This is a genomic window from Alcanivorax sp. 1008 (assembly GCF_020667895.1).
Taxonomy (GTDB): domain Bacteria; phylum Pseudomonadota; class Gammaproteobacteria; order Pseudomonadales; family Alcanivoracaceae; genus PGZG01.
Genome location: NZ_JAFMPS010000027.1, coordinates 1 through 19,658 on the forward strand (window position 1 = coordinate 1; position 19,658 = coordinate 19,658).

Genomic DNA, 19,658 nt, shown 5'->3' on the forward strand with positions numbered 1-19,658 from the left:
TCATGTCGGTGACCTGTGACACATTCCAGCCGCTCACGTCACCGTTGAAGCTGGCAGCATCCCTGAACATCTGATTCATGGTTGTCACATTCGACACATCCCAGCCGCTCAGGTCACTGTTAAAGCTGGCAGCGCCACTGAACATTTCAGTCATGTCCGTCACCTGGGACATATTCCAGCTGCTGACATCACTGTTGAAGCTTGATGCACCATTAAACATATAGGCCGTGTTCGTAACCTGGGACGTGTTCCAGGTGCTCACATCACCATTGAAGCTCGCGGCACCCTGGAACATCGCATTCATGTTCGTGACATTCGACACATCCCAGGCGCTCAGGTCAGCATTAAAGCTTGCAGCTTTGTTGAACATACGATCCATATCCGTGACCGCTGAGACATCCCACGCACCTACGTCTGCGTTGAAGCTCGACACCTCATTGAACATCAACTCCATATTCGTGACCTGAGATACGTCCCACGCACTCACATCACCGTTGAAGCTTCCGGCACGGTCGAACATCGCGCGCATGTTAGTCACCTGCGACACATCCCAGCCACTGAGATCGCCGTTAAAGCTGCTGGCGAGCCTAAACATAGCGCTCATGCTTGTCACCTGTGACACATCCCACGAACTCAGGTCACCGTTAAAGCTCTCAGCACTCCAAAACATATTTGCCATGTCTGTTACCTGGGATACATCCCACGTGCTTATATCACCATTAAAGCCTGGGGTTTCCATGAACATCGCATTCATATTCGTGACCTGCGACACGTCCCACGTGCTCAGGTCTGAGGTTAGGCTGGTGCCTCTGAACATCCCCTGCATCTTTGTGACCTGGGAAACATCCCAACCGCTTAAATCACTGTCAAAATTGACGTTCCCGAGAAACATGAGAGCCATGTCCGTCACTTTGGAAACATCCCAGGCGCTCAAGTCGCTGGTAAAACTATTAGCCCCGTTGAACATCTGAGACATATTCGTGACATTTGAAACGTTCCACGCGCTTAAATCAGAGTTAAAGTTGCTGGCACGCCAGAACATAAATTGCATGGCAGTCACCTGGGAGACATCCCAAGCACTTAGATCACCGTTAAAATTAGTAGCCCCCATGAACATATTGTTCATAAACACTACCTGAGATACATCCCAGGCACTGACATCACCGTTAAAGCTGATAGCTCCATTGAACATCGACGCCATATTAGTCACTTGAGAAACATCCCAGGAACTGACATCACCGTTGAAGTTTCTCGCTGTATGAAACATCGAGTTCATGGTCGTCACCTGGGATACATCCCAAGCATTCAAATCTGCGTTAAAGTTTTCAGCACCGTAGAACATTTGACTCATGTTCGTGACCTGCGAGACGTCCCACAAACCTACGCTGGCATTAAACTCGCCTTTTACGCCTCTAAAAGCAGAAAACAGGTTACCACCGAAAGAGCTTGGGACGTCTGTTGCATTCATGCTCATATTTTCACAGCCAAAGAATGCCCTCGCAAAATTTGACCAATCTGACGTCCCCCACTGCTCAACGGAGCGGATCTTGAGCTTGTCTCCGCCATTGCTGAAAGAGATTCTGAGTGAGGCGGCTGGCGCCGTGATGATGCGAACGGTATACACACCCGGGTTGGCATAGGTGTGTGACGGTGCGACACCAGCGCTGACTGATTCGATGGCAGACCCGTCGCCCCAGTCCACGTCAAAACCATCAGGGGAGAACTGCATGGGAATGGTGATGCTTTCGTTGGCCACGGTGGTTTCCCAGGTGGTCACGAAATCATCTGCGAAGGCAGCAAAGGCCTTCGACGAACATAGCACCATCAGTAAGGTGACCAAGGCGACCCGAAGAACGTTCGGATAGCCTTGACCGGTTAATAGTCGAATGTAGTGAGACATTTGGGAGCACTCCAAAAAGGGATGTTTCGCCAAGTATTCCACAATTCACAGCAGCTCAAAGTCCGGGGGGGGCAATATGTCCAGACATGCAAGTTATTTGTCTATTTATGCATGTGTCGGTTAGGCTGGTAGTGCGTATACAACCCTAGGCAGTCAATCGCCCTCAAGCGTTCCCGCATTGAGGGCAACTTTACCTGAATGCCACGAGGTTGTTAGTTTCTTGACCACACCTCAAGGTCATCACGTAAAATCTGGAATGTGCCTTCATTCGTAACCTGAACTCTTTCTTCTCCAGACCCAACAGTATTGCTGGCCCATACCGCACTCGGGCCAAAGTAGACACGGGAGAACAAGCGCCAACTCCAGTAACCGGGCTTGTATAGCACCAGATTTCCGTCATCCTGCATAATCAGGCGGTCGGCGCCGCTACCCCGGGTTCCTGCAGTCCAGATAACCCGTGAGCCTGTGGTTTCCTTCAGGACCAGATTGCCATCGTCAAGTAGTTCCAGACGCACAGAGCCGTCGGCGCTTTGCAGGTACTCACCCCTGCGCAACTGCTGGCCCTCCCACATGCGATCCGCTTTGTGGCCGGGCTTCTGATACTGAGACAGAAACGACCAGGCTTCTTGCTCCACATCCACGCCACCGTTCGCTTCTGCATGCAGGGGGCTGTGTGACCCCTTGGGAAAAGTCAGCAAACTAACAGTAACGTCTTGCTTACAGTTCATGTTGCTTTCAATGAATGAGCCCTCACCGTGCGGGTGCCATGCAAACTCACGATTGCTCTCACAGCCATTCAATCGAGCCCATGTGTCTCGGCCAGCCGGAGCACTGTCAAGCCATAGCGGCGAGAATGGAATAAAGAGGCCTCCCCAGTACCTGATCAAGTAGTCATCCAGTGCATGCATGTTAAGAACGGGCACTTTTCGGTCTAGCGTCCACGATCTCGGTATCCACCACGAGAGATTGTTGATGACCGGAAAACTGATAGGGGCAATGGCAGCTATCTTGTCTGCACTTTGAAGTGCCAACCTGTGGCTCATAGAGGCACCGTTCGAATGCCCCATTACATATATCCGGGTATCGTCGATAGGTAACCGGTTACGCATGCGATTGATTGCTGTGCGTATGAACCCGTTATCATTAACGTTAAAAGTATTGGCGGGAGGACAGCATGGCCCCGAGTTCCATGAGCTAATCGGAAAAGTTCCTCCCGACGGCCACATGATCACGAATCCCTGCTCATCAGCGAGCTGTGTCAGCTTGCTTGGCGCGAAGAACAGACTTTTGCTATCGACACCGTGCCCGTGAATGACGATTAGCAGGGGCGCATTCGGCTTCACCTGATCGGGAATATAGTAGTGATAGCCCCGGTATCTCAATTCGTACCAGAAGTTGTCACGCAGAGGCGTAGCGGCCGTTGCATCAAAAGCCATAGCCCCCAAAGATACGAACAACGCCCATAGGCAATACGTTGCTGTTCTTCTTGTTATTGCCATGTTGTCACCCTCTTTCTATTTGCTATCCATAGATACCCTTCAATAAGGGATCAAGCCGAGGGCAGGTTAGCGGCAACAAAAAGCACCAACAAATACAGCAAATGACAAAAAACTTGCATTTCCAGACATCTGGCCGCCCTGAGTACCGAATCATCTATTTTCGGTAACAAAGGCCGATGTTGGCTAAATCAGCATCTATACCCTGTCCACATCCAAAAGTATGACTTCTGAAATCATACCGGAACAGATTCATCCAGCGTAAGCGTGAACCATCCGGCAACAGTATGCTTGTGGGTACAAACGCCAAGCAGAACGAGGTCACCATTGGAGCGCAATAGAACTTTAAAATAGTCTCTCCACGCTTGCTGGTCGTAGGTCATGGTGGCTGTGCACTCGCCTCTCCAGCGGACATCTGTTACCGCCACGTTTCCCCATACGGGCACCGGCACATATATTCGATCCAGCCAGCAGAAAAACAGCGGATCTCCTTTATGCCGGGTTTTAAAGCGCTTCCCCCAGCTCAAGCCCAGATAACTCGCTGGTTTGATGATCAGCCATTCAGCCAAATCAAGAACAGACCTATTTGTCCTGAGTATTTTTCCTTTCCAGGCTCGCCCTACGAGATCTTTCTCTGCCTGCACACTCGGCAAAGAATCGAAGAGACTAAGCAAGTCCCGCTGGTCATGTGCGACATTCAGACCTACAAGAATTTCCACCCTGAGCTTATCAAGGGATTTTCCTGTATCTTCGACAGACCCACATTGCGCGGCAGACTCATTCCAAATCGAGCCGCCTGGCTGAAGCCAACATAGCACAGAGATGAAATAATTCGCTGGAAACATTACCCACTGCGCAAAGTCATAGATAAGCCCCGGGATGGAAAATGTAACCTTTCTTGATCTAATTTTCATTATTATGTCCGTTCGCACAATCAAGACAAGACTGTTTGCCGAACTCACCTATTCAGGAGTCGGCTAGATCTTCTTGCGCAGCTCGATGATCACCTGCTTACTATGGCTGGCATGTTTCCTTAAAGTTCGCCGTCGGCGTACGGCCGAACCACCCGACTTGATAAAGTCATGCAGAAGAAGACCATCATAGATGGCCTGCCTCGCCTCCAACTCCAACAGATTTTTCTCCAAAATCTTCTTATGCTCAGTGTTCTGATGCTCCTGATCGAGCATACACTTGGCTGCCCTTACCTCAAGCCCACCATATTTGATTCGCCATCTGTAAAAGGTCGCCCGGGATATCCCCAGCTTATGGCAGATAGCCTTACACTTTACGCCAGCTTTATGCTGCCTGATAAAGCTAATTATCTGCTTTTCGCTATATCGCATCTCTTCTCACTATGAGATATTATTCCTGCCGTCTGGCTGGAAATATCTTCCAGTTAATACCGCAGGGCCAGCCAAGGGCGACACATTCCATTCACTTTCGCCCTCCATTTTCTCCAGACCCTAGAAGCCCTCAAGGTTTATGCCACACTACCTCATCATTACGTAGAAGCTGCAGCGTTCCCCTGCCGTCAATCTGAACTCTTTCCTCACCTGATCCAGGCGTGCGACTCGACCAAACTACACTTGGCTTGGTTTTTACCGTAACTAATCCGAAAAAAAGCTTTTTTATGTACCCCGGTTTGATCAGTACAAGCTCGCCAGAACCTTGTATGGTCAGGCGGTTTGCCCCACTGCCTTGGGTGCCGGATGCCCAGAGCACTAATTGATTTTTTGTGTCTTTCAGAACCAGGTTGCTGTCCGCCTGCAACTCCAGTAGAACAGAGCCATCGGCACTCTCAAGGTACTGCCCCCTGTTCAGCGCCTGGCCTTCCCACATGCGGTCTGATTTGTGACCAGGCTTCTGAAACCGCGACAGAAACGACCAGGCTTCCTGGGCCACATCCACACCGCCGTTATCCTTTGGAGAGAACGGACTATGCTTACCCGTCCTAATTGTTAGCAAATTGACAGATACGTCTTGCTTACAATCCGTATAGCTTTCAATGTATGCCTCCCTTCTTTGCTGAGAATGCCATACAAACTCCAGATTCTTCTGGCACTCATTGATGCGACCCCATGTGTCACGCCCGGCAGGCGCACTGTCCAAACATATCCCAGAATCAAGAACACAGGCTCCCCAGTATAAAATCAGGTCATCATCCTCTGCATGCATTGCAAGGACGGGAACTTTTCGACCAGCCCCCCATGATGACGGCATTTCCCATATTGGATAATCAATGATGAACCGATTCGAAAGTCTATCCATGACCGGAAAGCTAATGGGAGCAATTGCCGCTATTATATCCGAGCTCTGAAGTCCCAGCCTGTGAGCCATAGATCCGCCATTTGAATGCCCCATCGCATATATCCGGGTTTCGTCTATAGATACACGATTGCCTAATCGCTTTATCGCCTGGCGTATAAACCCATTATCATTCACATGAAAAGTGGTTGCTGGAGGACAGCATGGCCCTCCATTCCATGAAGCAAGGAGTCCCGATGCTGATGGCCACATAATGACAAATCCCTGCTCATCAGCCAGTTGTGTCAGGTCGCTAGGCGCAAAAAAAAGACTTGTGCTATTGCCGCCATATCCATGCATTACGATTAGCAGAGGTGCATCCTGTTTAATCGTGTCAGGAATATAATAGTGGTATCCGCGATGCCTTAGGTCATGCCAAAAGTCGTCCCGCTCGGGTGTCGCCGCTTCGGCGCTGATCGCCGTGGCGCATAAAGTTACAACCAGTGCCCACAGGATGTACGTCGGTATCCCCAATTTTGTTGTCATTCTGCCGTTCCATATTATCGGGTGAGTCAAGGCGCCAGCCAAAAGGCGCATTCTTCTTCCTTCAGGTTGCTACCTGTTGCGATCGGGGTGTCCAGTCCCAGGAACAGCCGGTCGCCAGTTTGATATCGGGGCCAGTAGGTCAGCAGTCATGAACACACCGTAGATCGATTGATTTCCGATTGCTGCACTCCTTAGGGAAACCTGGTCTGGCCGTTGATGCCTGGGAACTGAGAACTCTCTGCGCCACGCCCTTTGAAGCACTGCATCAGCAACGCGCCTGGGCATGTCTGAAAGCTATCCGAACACATAGCCGTCGAACGTCTTCAATGTGACGCGGTCTGGATTCCGCTGTGCAATAGCGAATGGCAGAGGCGCACGCTCGAAGTGTGCCAGAGTTCACAGTACCTTGGAGCGACACGCGGGCGGAAAGTCTGGATGCGCAAGTTTTTTGTCTATCTATGCATGCTGCAATGCGGTCAAAGGCTGACTACGATTCCTGTCCACTTCCCCGCTAATTAGACGCCGCTAAACTGGAGCTTCGTCTCCTGAGCTGTGATAATCTCAGAAAATCCGATCAGGTCTGTCTCAGATTAGGGGACGTAGTCAGAGGTTTTGGCCTCAGGTAATTGAAACTACAGGGGCTTGCGCCGCGATCCGTGCACACAGGACGATCCCCGCCGCCTTAGCAAACCGATCATTGCCCTGCGACCCGCTTACGGATTTGTCAGAGAGCCACGACAATGTAGATGTGGGTTGACACTGGTAAAATAATTGTATGGACGTGGTCCGAAGTGCGCAATGTTGATCAGTTTGTGCCAGAGATAAACCCAAGTGTCATCGATGCCATGGAACCTGGAATCATGTTCAGGTGAGGCATTAAACGACAGCGGAAGCTCAACCTTTGTGCCACCGGCCCGGTGGAAAGTCTGGCCACCATCGTCCGAGTAAACAAAAATCTTGGTATAGGTTACAAACCCGTCTTTGTCGAGTCCGTGTGAAAAATCGGAGATATAGTACATGCGGTTTTCCCAGTCGAAGAGGACCCCGCTGTGGGTTCGGTTGAAGTTGTAAAAGTGCGGCTGCCAGGCCCAAGCAAAGGGCTGCTCGCTGCTATCCTGCCTGGGAATCTTGCCGGGGTGGCTGACTTTTTCCACTTGGCTTACCCAGTCGGGATTTGCCTTTGCGGCGGATTCCAAAACACGCCTGGGCTGCCCACCCAGGGATTCCCACTTTCGGGTATTTGCATCGTACTTCCACAGGCCATGCGACTGGATGCGGAAACTGCGGCTTCTGCCATACATATAGAGCTCGCCGTTATTATCTTGCGAGAAGTTCATATAATTTAGATATCCCGAGGGGATGGAGCGTGCGTTCGACGCATGCCCGACAAAGTCAAAACTGGAAATATCGTTCGGGTTTGTCGATACCCAATAGAGTTGGGCCGGGTTCTGCGGTGTTTTATCCGGCCCGCCGATTTCATTCTCCTGCCAGGCTCCGGGAATATACTCGTGGTACCTCGGCGAATTATGCTGGCCGCCCAGCACATGGATATAACCGTTCTTATCGACCGCAACGGACCAGGACCGCGACTTAATATCCCGGTTGCTCTGGAGAAAGTTGTCACCGCCCATATTGAAAGTGTGCAGCAAGCTGCCTGTAGTGGCATCGAATTGCTGCAGATTGGGGCGGCACATTAATGCCGTATCCCCCCCCAACCAGTCCGCCGCTTGAGGATATAATCCCTGATGATACAGCACGGCAGCATTATGCATGCTCGCGTCCACCGCTTCACAGGAGTCATAAGCCCTACCGTTGCCCAGCCAGTAGGCAAAGCCGTTGGCTTGAGCGCGGACAGTATAATCGAAGTCTTTGCCGCTGCGACAGTCACGCCGCGGATCGTTCTGGACGAGATAGCTGTCGGCAATATGACGCCCAACGACGTCTTTATACTTATGCAGCGCCTCGACGTGCTGCCCCGCACTCATGAGGTTTCGAACTTCATCGAAATCGCTCAGGTTGAGGTTATTGTGCTGCCCAAGCATGGGGCCAGCGAAGTAAGTCGATAAAAGATCGGTCTTCTTTTCACTGGTGCCAGCATTTTGCCACAAGGCATAGAGCAGGGAGTTAAGATAATATTCGTTGATCCTGATCGGGTGCGGCATGATGCCATTGCTATTGATTTTCCCCTCCAGCGCCCGGGTCAAAATATCCAATGCCGAAGCGGCATGCTCGCCGAGCATGCCAAGCACCACGGCCGCGGAAGCCCGATCTTCTGAGTTGGCTCCTCCGCTGACGATAAGCGCGGAGAATTTCGAAACCAGAGCAATATGGTCACCTCCGTCAAGATAACCCTGCTTTTGCAATCGATCCAGCGCACGTACGCGCAGAGTGGGTGTATTCATCGCCTCCATCAGATAACGCTTGAATGCTTGCGGATTGGCGTCAACTTCTGTCCAGTCATACCAGGGGGTGTTCATATAGGTCAGGAGCCGCATCTGGCTTTGAACAGAACTGTTGGACAGCCAGTGCACAAGGTTAGTCTGCACGTCTACTGATGGTCTTGTATTGGAAGCTATGGTCGCTATTTCCGTATCGCTGATCACTCGGTCGAAAAAGGCGATCTCTCGCAGCGAGCCATTGAGCGCATCATCAGTTTGCTGGAACCACCCCGCACCATCGGGTCCCATCAGTATTGATTCGGTACTGTTTCGCGCCGTATAGGTGATGCCTGCCTTGCTTGTCTTGAGCGCACCATCAACATAAAGCATGGCCTTGCCATCACGAAAGGTCAGCAGAAGATGCTGCCACACCTTGCCTGGCACGATGACGGTATCCAGTGTCGTGTCACCGACCGTAGTGATAAGTTCCAGCTCCTGGCCATCATTGCCTGTACTCAGGTCGTTATAGGAAGTTTTGATGTGGACCGGACCTGCCCTGAGAATGTCTGGCCCTTGGTGCATATGCCTGGATTTGACTTTGCGGTTGAGCATCCACATGCCAACTGTGAATGCGTCCCCGAAATAGGAAGATAAGCCCGGAATCTGGATATACTCGTAACGCCCCCGGAAATCCAGATTGGACCCATTCCAACCAGTGTTGATCAACTCAGCGTGGTTACCCTGAGCAGTCAGGTCGTTGAGTGTTTTGCCTGTTCCCTCATGCGCCGGCCAGTAGGCGGAAGGACCCATATTCAGAATGACATTGATGTGGGGCTCAAAAACTGGACTAGCGCCGCCAGAACCGTCAGCATTGGACGAGTTACTCGACCCACCCCCGCAACCCGCCAGCAACGTCAGTATGAGTGTTAGATATCCTGCATGTTTTCTGATGTTTGTTTTCATGTTTCATTGCTCGGCACCCGATGCATTATGGTCTTCAGACAACTCCGGGGAAACTACCAGTCAAGGCGCCAGCCAAAAGGCGCATTCTTCTTTTTTCAGGTTGCTACCTGTTGCGATCGGGGTGTCCAGTCTCAGGAACAGCCGGTCGCCAGTTTGATATCGGGGCCAGTAGGGCAGCATCCCATCATTGGGATCACCGGTGCGGGCGAAATTCGTCCAGTAACGCATTACTTTCCTGCTCAGGCGTTTCTGATCAGCAGTGACGAACGCACCGTAGAGTGATTGATTGCCAAATACGTAAGGTATCTCTGCGCTGTGTATGACGCCTGGGGTCGGCGGATTTCGGTCCAATGAGAAAACTCGCATGGAGAATGCAACCGGCGAGCTCACCGCATGGCTGAACCGATACCTGTAAACGGTACTGCCGGCCTCACTTAGAATATCCGCCACTTGCTGGCCGGTGCAGACAAACAGTTTGTCCCCCATCATCGCCGCATCGGCGCTGCCAGCCGTGTCATAGCGACTGAGTGGGTACAGCGCCAGAAGCTGGTCGGTATCCTTATCCGGGTACCAGCGAGCTGTGTCTTGCCGATACCCCGCCTCATCTGCTGCGTGACCCCGATCCAGCACGAAGAGGCTACCTTCATCCGCGTTGTCGCCGAACAGCAGCGGAATATGGGAATTGTGGCCCCGTTCAAGCAGAGCAATCGGATCATCCGGAAGCAGATGGCCATCGATAACAGCGGCTGGCTGATAGCTCTTGCCGCTGGCGAGGTTTGCAGCGAGGTTTGCAGCCACCTTGGCGCGCAGCTCGAATGTGCTCTTGGCGCGGGCGCAGGCGAGTGGATCAGGGCCATCGCACGAAAGCACCTCCTCAAGAAAAGCCCGGCCGGCGCTTTCCGCTTCCGCCATGCTGACAGCTTTGCGCCAGCCGCAGCCACCACTTTGCATGATTGCCTTGTTGATCAGGCCAGCGGTAAGTGGCGAGCTGAGCAGTATGCAGGTGCTGACCGAGCCAGCAGACTCTCCGAACACTGTAATATTATTCGGATCACCACCGAAATGACCGATCTCCCGCTTCACGAAACGCAGCGCCTCGACCTGATCGTAAAGGCCCTGATTGCCGGAGCTGCCATGGTGGCTTTCGTTGTTCAGCTCCGGCAATGCGAGGAACCCAAAGAAACCAAGCCGGTAGTTAATGGTTACCACCACCACATCGTGTTCGCGGGCGAGCCTTTTTCCGCTATATGCTGGGCTTCCGCCGCCGCCGGCGTTATACGCGCCCCCATGAATCCAGACCATGACGGGGTGCGGGCCCGGTTTACTCGGCGCCCAGACGTTCAGGTACAGGCAATCTTCGCTGGTGACGTGGGAGGCAGTCAGAAACTGCGCCTGAAGGCACGCCGGGCTCGTCAGCAGCGCGGGACGCGGCCACCGCCAGCTATGTTTGGGCACCGGGGGCGCAAAACGCAACTCGCCCACGGGTGGTTCGGCGTAGGGCACGCCGAGGAAAGTACGAATCTGGCCGTCGTCAAGCCCAATCAATGCACCACGAGAGGTATGGACCATCGGGCTCCAGCCTCCGAACCAGAACGCAGAGGCGACTGATGTAGTCAATGAAAAGAAAATGATAGCCAGAGTGCAGGCTATTCTAAGAACGATTCCAGACATGCCGTTTACTCATATTTTCTGCGTCTGAGTTTGACCCGAATTCAAGCCTTGTTTATTCCGCCTCTGACCTGAGTATCTCGTTATACTCCTCTTGCATTCGAGCCAGTTCGTATTCGGTCGGCTCTGTGGTCTTCGTTTTCATCTGCTCTTCATGATCAATAAAAACCGTCATTGCTTTTCGCTCTACTTTGAAAAGTTTCTCTGCACTGTCGTGGCCAAATATCCTATTCTGAAGAGCGCTTCTTGTAACATGCAATGGCTCAACATTCTCAGGGTATATGCCCTCAGCGTTACGCTGCTCGTCTATTTCATTGATTGATTCGAAGAACTGCTCATATTGATTAATTAGCTCCATGAAAGATGAAGCCACCTCTTGGCCATGATTAGAAAGTATCGCATTGGCAAGATGCTCCTTCCCTCGACCGAGGTCTTCCATGGAAACTGTTTGGAAGATATTCTCGATAACAATGCGCGTGCTGTGATTAAGTTTTACTTTGCCGCCTTCCACCTCCAAGCGATCCAGATCGTATATCTTGAAGATTTCGTCTGAGCTTAATGTCTCAAGAATCCTATGGTCTCGATAGGTTGATGTGGAAACATCATGGACTCCGTATGTGGACTCTACTGCCTCAGAGATTATCTGCGGATCTTGTCTGCCATCGCTTATTTGATATGCCTTCTCCGCCGGAGAAATAATAAGCGCTCGAGGCGCACCAACGTCGCCCCCATTGATCGGTGGCACCGGCCTGGATATGCCATATCTCGCGGTCGCGATAACGATAGCAATAGACGACGCAACCAGAATTGACACGACTACCGTGATAACAAACTTGATTTTCACTGCTTAGATTTCCTGTTTATCTCTGCTTCGTATTTTTGTCTGCAGCACTTCATTCTTTCATTGAAAGGCCATTGATAGCGTGCACCAGGAGACGGAAGCAGCCAGACGAAAGAGTAAGCCCCAAAGAGAGGTCGGGGCCCGCAGAAACAGACAAAATAACTTGCTGTTTTAGACAAATAGCAGAGTGGCGACTTCTTAGTGGAATACCTTTCCTGGTTCAGCGGCGCCCATACAGCACTCCGAGGCGGTCAAGATAGGCTCCCGCACGGCCGTAGAAACCAGTGATCTGGCGCCCTGACGGAGCCGAGTAGGTGGCGCAACTGGAGGTGCGCCCGCCCTTGCTGATGCTGCGCCCCTGACTGGTGGTCACTTTCACATAACCAACCAGATCGCTGGTGCCCAAGAGCAGACGCTCCCAGAAACCGAATCCGCGCCGGCACACCTCTACCGATCTTATGTACTCGCCATTACTCAGGTCCAGGCGCGCTTCACCGCCACCCCAGCCGCCATTTCGCAGCACTGTGCCGTCCGAGTACTCCATACCCACCTGATCCATCCAGCTGCCACCACGCAACACCACACTGGTAACGGAAGGTGAACCAATCACATCGTGGGAGTAGTCAAAACTGCCGCCGCCATTTCCGCCTTGGCTGGCGCTGCGGGCCCACTCTTCCACAATCAGGGAAAAATCACGGGTGGCTTTCTGTCCCGCGTCATTCCAGGCTTCCACCCGCACAGTGTTGTGGCCGTTGCGGATCGCACCATTGCCGGCAGTGAAAGGCACGCTGTTGTCGGAGGTGCGGCTGCCATTGACGGTGATGGCAACCTGACGGGTCAAACCGTTGGTGTTAGCACGAATTGCCTGGGCCAGTTGCTTCACTTCACTGGGACGGAACACGTCGCCGGGCTGCACACCGCGCAGCGGATCGCCGTTGCTATCCGCCAGCGCGACGTTGTGAATCAGGGGGGGCCGGCCTGCCGCACTGGCTAATGCCCATTCGTCAATGAACTGACCATTGAATCCCGCGTCGGAGGCATGGGCAGGGGCACCCGGAAACCAGTAAGCGGGCAAGTTGCCGTAAACCTTTGCCGGTGGCTGGGTGGGCTGGCGCCGGAAATCCAGCTTGGCATCCAGCACCGGTATCAGGTTCAGCGCCGAGACTTTAAGGCCGCGAACCTTTGAATCATCCGTGTGACAGCTCAGGCAGAACGCGTTTGACGACGAGTCCGGCCGTGGCGCGTCATGATACAAAGGTCCCTCGGGAAAATTGAAAGCCTCGCGCAGGTGCGCCACACCGACGGGAACGTTGAATTGATGAGCGCCGTTGTCGCGGCTGTTGTCGTGATAGCAGGCATAGCGCGGGTAAGTTTGCTGGCCATACTCCGCCAGTTCATCTGACACATAATCATGTGCCGCCGCACTGTAGCGACCGGCCTGGGTGGCCAGCGAACCGCTGTAGCTATCGGGCAGGCCGACCAGGGTGCCATGGGCAAAGTTGCACACCACCTCGGGATTCGGCGCCCAGGCAAATACCTTGAACTCATCCATCCAGCCGCGGAAGGGCGACACACCACGCCAGCCGTTCTCCCGGCCGAGGCTGAGCGTGCCGGCGCCAGGACGGAAATTGCCACGCTGCAGGGCAGAAGTGCGCGGATTACCGGTCCAGTCATCCACCAGGAAACCGTCCACGAACACCTGCAGCGTCTGTCTACCACCGCTCTGCTCGGCGCCGACTGACAAGCCGATTTGAGTCCACTGTTTGCTGCCCGCTGTCTTTGGCAGGCGGACGCTGCGCACCAGCTCTCCGTATCGGTTGATCAGCTGCAGTTCCCGCTGGCCAAGCAGGCGCAGCTGGCTGTTATCGGGGAAATCAATCAGCACCCGCTGGGTGCCGTCATTACCGAAGCGGGGGTCAATAAAGAGACTGTAGAACCAGTCAGTACCGTGAATGTTGCGCGCCTGCGCCGGCACATCATAGTCCACCCGGGTGTTGCTGCCGTCAAACCACAGGCCCTTCCCGCGCACACCGCCATTGGCCACCGGTTCAAGCCGGCCACCGCGCACCCGGCCATAAGCCGGAACGGTCCAGCGATCGCTGGTGGCGGTTGCACTGTTCTGGATTCTGACCTCGCCGCCAAAGTCCCCCAGTATATGACGCCAGCCATCATAGTGCCGCATGCGGAACCAGTGTTCGCTGTTGTGCTCGAACAGGGCAACCATGTTGGAGACAATGAATCCATCCGGATTCAGATAATCGTCGAACGCAAACTCCACCGTATGATGGCCGGCGCTCATGTTCCAGACCACATCCTGAAAGCGACTTGGCTTCATTTCCGGAAGATAGTTAAGCCTGTTTTCCATCGAATCGAGCACCGACAGGTTGTGCGGATTGTAGCGTCCAATAACCTGGTCGCGCTCGCCCATCACCGGAAAATTGGCCTCACCGCCGCGCACACTGCCGACCCGCACTTCGCCGCTATCTGACGGATCCAGCCCGGTGCCGGCGCTGTACAGCTTCAGCCAGCTCTGACGCGAGGTTTGCGCTGAAATTCTGTAATCAGCAGGGTTAAGCAAGCCATCAACCAACACCATCTTGCCCTGCGTCCAGGCGCCGACAATCATGAACATGTTGTCCTTCGTTTCGTCGACATCTTTCTGGTCCACCGGCCCCCTGCAGCTGCCACCCACACAACGTGCCGGATAACGGCTCTGGTCCCGGCGTGAGACGTTGTAGCGGCCATAGGGATAGAGGTTCGCAGGCGACACCTGGACGGAGAACATCTTGGCTTCCTTGTCCATCCACGGATAAGTGCCCTTGATGTCCGTGCCATCCTTGATCAATCGCCCGGTAGCATCCCGGAAAGGCTGGGCCGCAAAGTCGTAGCGCGTCTTGACTTGAGGGTCATAGGGTGCATGGGATATCGGCTTGAAGTCTCCCAACTCAGTGACATCGCAAGCACGTGCACTTTCGGGCGCCACCGAATAGACCGTGTCATACATGCCATGTTGAATCTGTTGCGTCTCTCCATGCATCCAAACCAGAGGCAGCCAACCTCGACGCCCGACCAGCAGACGTCCGTCGGCGGGTGTCAGGGGTTCAAAAATGATACCGGTGCGATTCGGTGCGATACGCGTGGTGCCATATTCAACGTCGGCGATTCGCGCAGCCGCCGTTTTGGGATCAGTAACCCGAATGGTGACATCCGTCCCCACCAGGCGCGATTCCTTTTCCAGGCGTGGGGCTGGGTTACCATGACCATCAAAATTTCCGGCAGGGTGATAGGCGCCGATAACGGTGACGTCATAGCAGTCATCCCGGCCGCCTGCGCCACAGCTGTATGGGTTGCGACGCTCACCCGGGTCTTTCTCGAACGCATCACAGATGGTGCTCATCTGGTAGACGCCAGGCAGGCCTTTGTGGCGCTCGGACAGGGGAAGGCCGCGGGACATGGTGACCCAGTCCGCTTCAGACATGTTTTGTGTCAGGTCTCGTACCGACATATTGAACTTGTCCAGCACCAGGGCTGAGGGGCCCTTGGGGGACTGCACAAAAGGCTGATTCAGCTTTTCCGGGGCATACAGAAACAGGGGCACATCAGAGGGTTTACCAGGACAGTTATCCGGACTATTCGGACAAGCGCTACCACCGACCTGGGCGTTCATGCCGACCCGACCATCTGCGGTCCAACGCAAGGCAGGCACATGCGGAAGTGTCCAGCCTTCTTCTTCCGTGACCCCGGTGACAGCACGATTGATCGCAGGCACATCAGGAAGGCCACCCAGGCCAGGCCCCCAATCCGTAGGAATCACAGGAATCTCAAGAGCCAGCCAAGCCAAGTTCAACTGCGGGGGTACAAGTGTACCAAGCGGGCCGATTTCTGGCGCCACTTGAAGAACGCCGTGATGAAAAGGGACACCATCGTAACCGTTCTGCGGCACCGGCGTGCCCTCCTTGCGCCCGCCCTGTTGCTCCAGATGCGAGACGGCTTCGAGGTAGTACTCGAGGTAATTGGATGCAGAGCCCACCAGAAAATTATCCTCGTTGCCACCAGCAACGTAGGCTTCCAGGTTATCGGACAACGTATCGAGATCTTCACCCCCTTGAGCAACGCGCACAATTGCACTGTAGATCTGACTGAGATCGACGGACGCGGAGTCGTTCTGCTGTGCCATAGCCGAGGGTGCAAACATCAACAAACACGAGGCCGCTGATCTCCAAAGTGTCCGGTTACCGTTTCGGATTTTTGTTATTTTCATGTTGGTGTCTCCCCACTTTTAGCCCGGACTAGCCGTGCTGATCCCTTTGCGGGCACTAATTATTCGCCAAAGCACCCAGCGGCCGGACCATTCTCTTCTGTTGCAGCAATAACTACTGACTCTTCAGCAATGCCTTGATGTTCGCTTCCTCTTCCAGAGCGTTTTCATGCCGCTTATTCTCATAGTATTCATAAAAACCCAGGTCACCAGGAGTCCACTCATTCGCTTCCTTATAATCACCGACGAATGGAACCAGCAGGTCAATCCATGCGGCGAACTTATGGTATTCCTCGTCAGTCAAGGTCACATTGTAGTGCTCACCACTTTCCAGCCATGGCAGTAACTTACTGGTAGCAGACCCGGCATAATACGGAGGCAACTCGGTGGGTGCTGACATTTTGCTGATCCAATTCACCAGATCATTTTTATGATCACCCTGATAGTACGTACCAACAGGGAAAGGAACAGACGACGCCCCCACAAACGCCACTACTTTTTTGGCGTTTGTTAAGGTGAGGTACGCGTCGCTCCATCTACGTTTACCCAGCGTCCATCGACGTTTCAATTCACCGTCGAGGCTGCCATTTCTGGAGCCAGCGCCGTGGCAACTAATACACTTGGCGTCGAGTATAGGCTGTATTTCTTTTATAAAACTGAATCCGCGGCTCTCGCCATAAAAAGGCTGCAATGTTTGCGGCGGCTTGGTCCACGCAATGGTATTCTCCGGGGCATATTCGTAAAAATTGGAATTTTCTTTTGAATGACAACCACGGCAGGCCTTCTTCTCCCCGGGCTGGATCGTATCCCAAGACCGGGTTGTCTGTATGACTTGGCCTTTGTTATCAAGAATTTGCAAATAAGTGGAAGCCATAGCCGGAATTTCAAACAGCGCCGAACCGTCCTCTTCGATATCAACATCACCGAGGATCTGCTTCACATCCCAGGTTCCCTGACCGATTGCCACTGGCGTGCTATTTATAGACGAGCCACCCTCGGGCTCATCAGCATGATTATGCACTTCACCTACGCCGGCGGCTCGGTAGTTAAGTTGAACCACGCGAATCTTTTTAGCAGTGCCATAGGGAATACCCTTTAGACCAACGCCTTCATAAACGTTGCTTACATACAGAGTCCCTGTTTTCTTGCGATAATCTACGGCATTTGGAATCAACTGTGGCCTGGATGGGTTATCAAGCAACACCATTCGGCCAACTGATATTTCATCATGCTGGTAAAGAAGCTCTCGCTTCCCATCCCTATCCATCCAGTAAAGACCGTAAACAGCTAGCTCTCCAGCTAGTGGTGTGCCGCCGAGCGGATTCGGAAAATGATCCGGAGTGTATGAAACCAGAAATTCATTACTATTAATTGGGAACGGATATTTAAAGTGCTCCCCATGCTGCATCGCTTTGTCAACGCGCTCATATTGCACTTTACGCTGAGGCGCAATAAACGACATGCCAAGACCTTCGTCTCGACCCTCTGACACATCGATTTCAACGAGCTTCCCACGCTGCAAGGTATGGTGGCCGGATATAACCGCCATGACTCTGTCTGTTCCGGGAATTCCTCTGGCATGTATCAGTGAATTGGGAAACCATGAATTTCCGCCATAGTAAACTCGCTGACCCGTACCATCTGGATTCATCGAGAATAGCGGATGCGGATATACCTGGCCGCGATCGTTATAATCCCATCGCGTGTAGATTACGCGGCCATTTTCCAGAACGGTAGGGTAAAGCGTGTGAACCTGATCCACTGCAAGGCGCCGCATATAGCGTCCCTGGCCATCCATTCGATACAGGTTTGTTACTTCAGTATAGTAGCAAGGAACGCTGTGCTCTCCTCGCGTAGAGGCAAAAATGATATCGCCATCAGGAAGGTACTGAGGCTCTATATCGGCTCTTCCCAAGCCATATGTAAGCTGAGTAACTGTGTCGGCACGAAGATCGTACTCGTAAATATGATAGTCATCCTTCCGGTCTGATTGCTTCCAGGAAAACAGCAATCGGTTTCCGTCTGCAGACACGTCAACATCACGAATAACACCATGCTTATCTGATAGAAGATCCGTTTTACTACCGTATTGACCCTGGCGAAGATCTATCAGCGACAATCTGCTATCCGGGCTGAATGTCCTTTCATTTCTAGCATCTGACAGACCTTCTGTGTACCCGATGAAAGACATGTGAAAATTATGATGCTGGGCAAAAGCTATCCTGCCGCCAGAGGCCATAATAGACTTCAGTCGTAAGTCTCTTCGCAATCTGGCTATTTCGACATAGAGGTACAATCTTGGAATTTGAGCCCTTAATCTGGGAATATCCGCAATTTTTCGACGAAACGGATCGGCATCCCCTCCTCGCCGATCAATTTCCTTCAACATCCCATACAACACTTCGTTATTGAGGCGCTTGTTTGACAATAGAAATGCAGACCAGTGCAGCCCCAAGTCTTGTCGCACCCAGTCTTTTAACGGCGGATGGATGGTAGCAAGTCGCTGCGCCTCATCATTAAAGTCGCAGCCAGACAATACAAACGGTAATAACAAAATAGAGAGGAGTTTAACAAGGTATTTCATCTGGACACGTCTCGTTATATTTATTTGGCATTCTGCTGCCGAGCCGCGCGAGGTAGAATAGCAAACCCGGTTTATGCCATATAAAGATAGCCGCAAGGCGGACTCTTTTAGAGCGCCTTGCGGCTACCTTTCTGGCTATCTCACGCGACTAATATGACCCTGCAATCTATCTAAATAACGTATCAGTAAGGAATAAATTCAACGCGGCGATTCTTTTCTCGTCCTTCTGGCGTCTGATTAGTAGCAATGGGCTTCGACTCACCATGCCCTTGAGATGCAAGACGACTTTCTGACACCCCTTTATTAACAAGATACTTAACAACGCTTTGCGCTCTCTGTTCTGATAGCATGAGATTATAAGCATCGTCTCCAACAGCATCAGAGTGTGCCTCAATACTTAGATTGACCTCAGGATTCTTCATGAGGAAAAGGACGACAGAATCCAAATACTGCTTGGCTCCTTCCTTAATCGAACTTGAGTTGTTTTCAAACTTAATGTTACTAAAATCCATTTCTGCGAGCTCATTTATGACCTCTTCAGATATGACCTCTTCAGACACTTCTTTTTTTATCCGATCATCCAGCGCTGGCTCAATATACTCAACGGCTTCTGGCTCAGAAATTTCTTCTTTCTCAGCAATAGCAAACTTTGCACTATCACTAACGTTAAATCGCTTCATGATGTTGATACTAAATGCCACTGCATCTTCGCTAAAGCTCGTTGCCATAAACCTTAAAGCCCAACCATCATTCAGGGCATAGTCAGCTCCAAGACCTACT

Annotated in this window: 11 protein-coding genes; all 11 read right to left on the minus strand. The window is 52.5% G+C overall.

What is annotated here, in order from left to right:
* A partial coding sequence (locus J1C54_RS15070; protein WP_229149518.1) for a BspA family leucine-rich repeat surface protein occupies positions 1 to 1,900 on the minus strand: 1,900 nt, incomplete at its 3' end.
* Positions 1,901 to 2,112: 212 nt separating this feature from the next.
* A complete protein-coding gene (locus J1C54_RS15075) occupies positions 2,113 to 3,336 on the minus strand; it encodes a PHB depolymerase family esterase (protein WP_229149520.1) in 1,224 nt (407 codons plus the stop codon).
* A gap of 296 nt (positions 3,337 to 3,632) precedes the next feature.
* Positions 3,633 to 4,310, minus strand: a complete 678-nt coding sequence (locus tag J1C54_RS15080; RefSeq protein WP_229149522.1) for a DUF4334 domain-containing protein — start codon at positions 4,308 to 4,310, stop codon at positions 3,633 to 3,635.
* Between the two features lie 63 nt (positions 4,311 to 4,373).
* A complete protein-coding gene (locus J1C54_RS16785) occupies positions 4,374 to 4,739 on the minus strand; it encodes a transposase (protein WP_370635683.1) in 366 nt (121 codons plus the stop codon).
* Between the two features lie 130 nt (positions 4,740 to 4,869).
* Positions 4,870 to 6,186, minus strand: coding sequence for a PHB depolymerase family esterase (locus J1C54_RS15090; RefSeq protein WP_229149526.1), 1,317 nt, complete (start codon positions 6,184 to 6,186; stop codon positions 4,870 to 4,872).
* 713 nt (positions 6,187 to 6,899) lie between these two features.
* Positions 6,900 to 9,527, minus strand: coding sequence for a LamG domain-containing protein (locus J1C54_RS15095; protein WP_229149529.1), 2,628 nt, complete (start codon positions 9,525 to 9,527; stop codon positions 6,900 to 6,902).
* A gap of 60 nt (positions 9,528 to 9,587) precedes the next feature.
* Positions 9,588 to 11,096, minus strand: coding sequence for a carboxylesterase/lipase family protein (locus J1C54_RS15100; RefSeq protein WP_229149531.1), 1,509 nt, complete (start codon positions 11,094 to 11,096; stop codon positions 9,588 to 9,590).
* A 154-nt stretch (positions 11,097 to 11,250) separates the two neighbouring features.
* Positions 11,251 to 12,039, minus strand: a complete 789-nt coding sequence (locus J1C54_RS15105; protein WP_229149532.1) for a hypothetical protein — start codon at positions 12,037 to 12,039, stop codon at positions 11,251 to 11,253.
* A 217-nt stretch (positions 12,040 to 12,256) separates the two neighbouring features.
* Positions 12,257 to 16,297, minus strand: a complete 4,041-nt coding sequence (locus tag J1C54_RS15110; protein ID WP_229149533.1) for a jacalin-like lectin — start codon at positions 16,295 to 16,297, stop codon at positions 12,257 to 12,259.
* A 112-nt stretch (positions 16,298 to 16,409) separates the two neighbouring features.
* Complete coding sequence (locus J1C54_RS15115; RefSeq protein ID WP_229149534.1) at positions 16,410 to 18,878, minus strand: hypothetical protein; 2,469 nt, start codon at positions 18,876 to 18,878, stop codon at positions 16,410 to 16,412.
* A gap of 182 nt (positions 18,879 to 19,060) precedes the next feature.
* A partial coding sequence (locus J1C54_RS15120; protein ID WP_229149535.1) for an OmpA family protein occupies positions 19,061 to 19,658 on the minus strand: 598 nt, incomplete at its 5' end.

Coding starts and splice junctions, on each gene's coding strand:
- J1C54_RS15075 (WP_229149520.1), bottom strand. CDS start 3,336: ATGGCTTTTGATGCAACGGCCGCTACGCCTCTGCGTGACAACTTCTGG.
- J1C54_RS15080 (WP_229149522.1), bottom strand. CDS start 4,310: ATGAAAATTAGATCAAGAAAGGTTACATTTTCCATCCCGGGGCTTATC.
- J1C54_RS16785 (WP_370635683.1), bottom strand. CDS start 4,739: ATGCGATATAGCGAAAAGCAGATAATTAGCTTTATCAGGCAGCATAAA.
- J1C54_RS15090 (WP_229149526.1), bottom strand. CDS start 6,186: ATGACAACAAAATTGGGGATACCGACGTACATCCTGTGGGCACTGGTT.
- J1C54_RS15095 (WP_229149529.1), bottom strand. CDS start 9,527: ATGAAAACAAACATCAGAAAACATGCAGGATATCTAACACTCATACTG.
- J1C54_RS15100 (WP_229149531.1), bottom strand. CDS start 11,096: ATGGTCCATACCTCTCGTGGTGCATTGATTGGGCTTGACGACGGCCAG.
- J1C54_RS15110 (WP_229149533.1), bottom strand. CDS start 16,297: ATGAAAATAACAAAAATCCGAAACGGTAACCGGACACTTTGGAGATCA.
- J1C54_RS15115 (WP_229149534.1), bottom strand. CDS start 18,878: ATGAAATACCTTGTTAAACTCCTCTCTATTTTGTTATTACCGTTTGTA.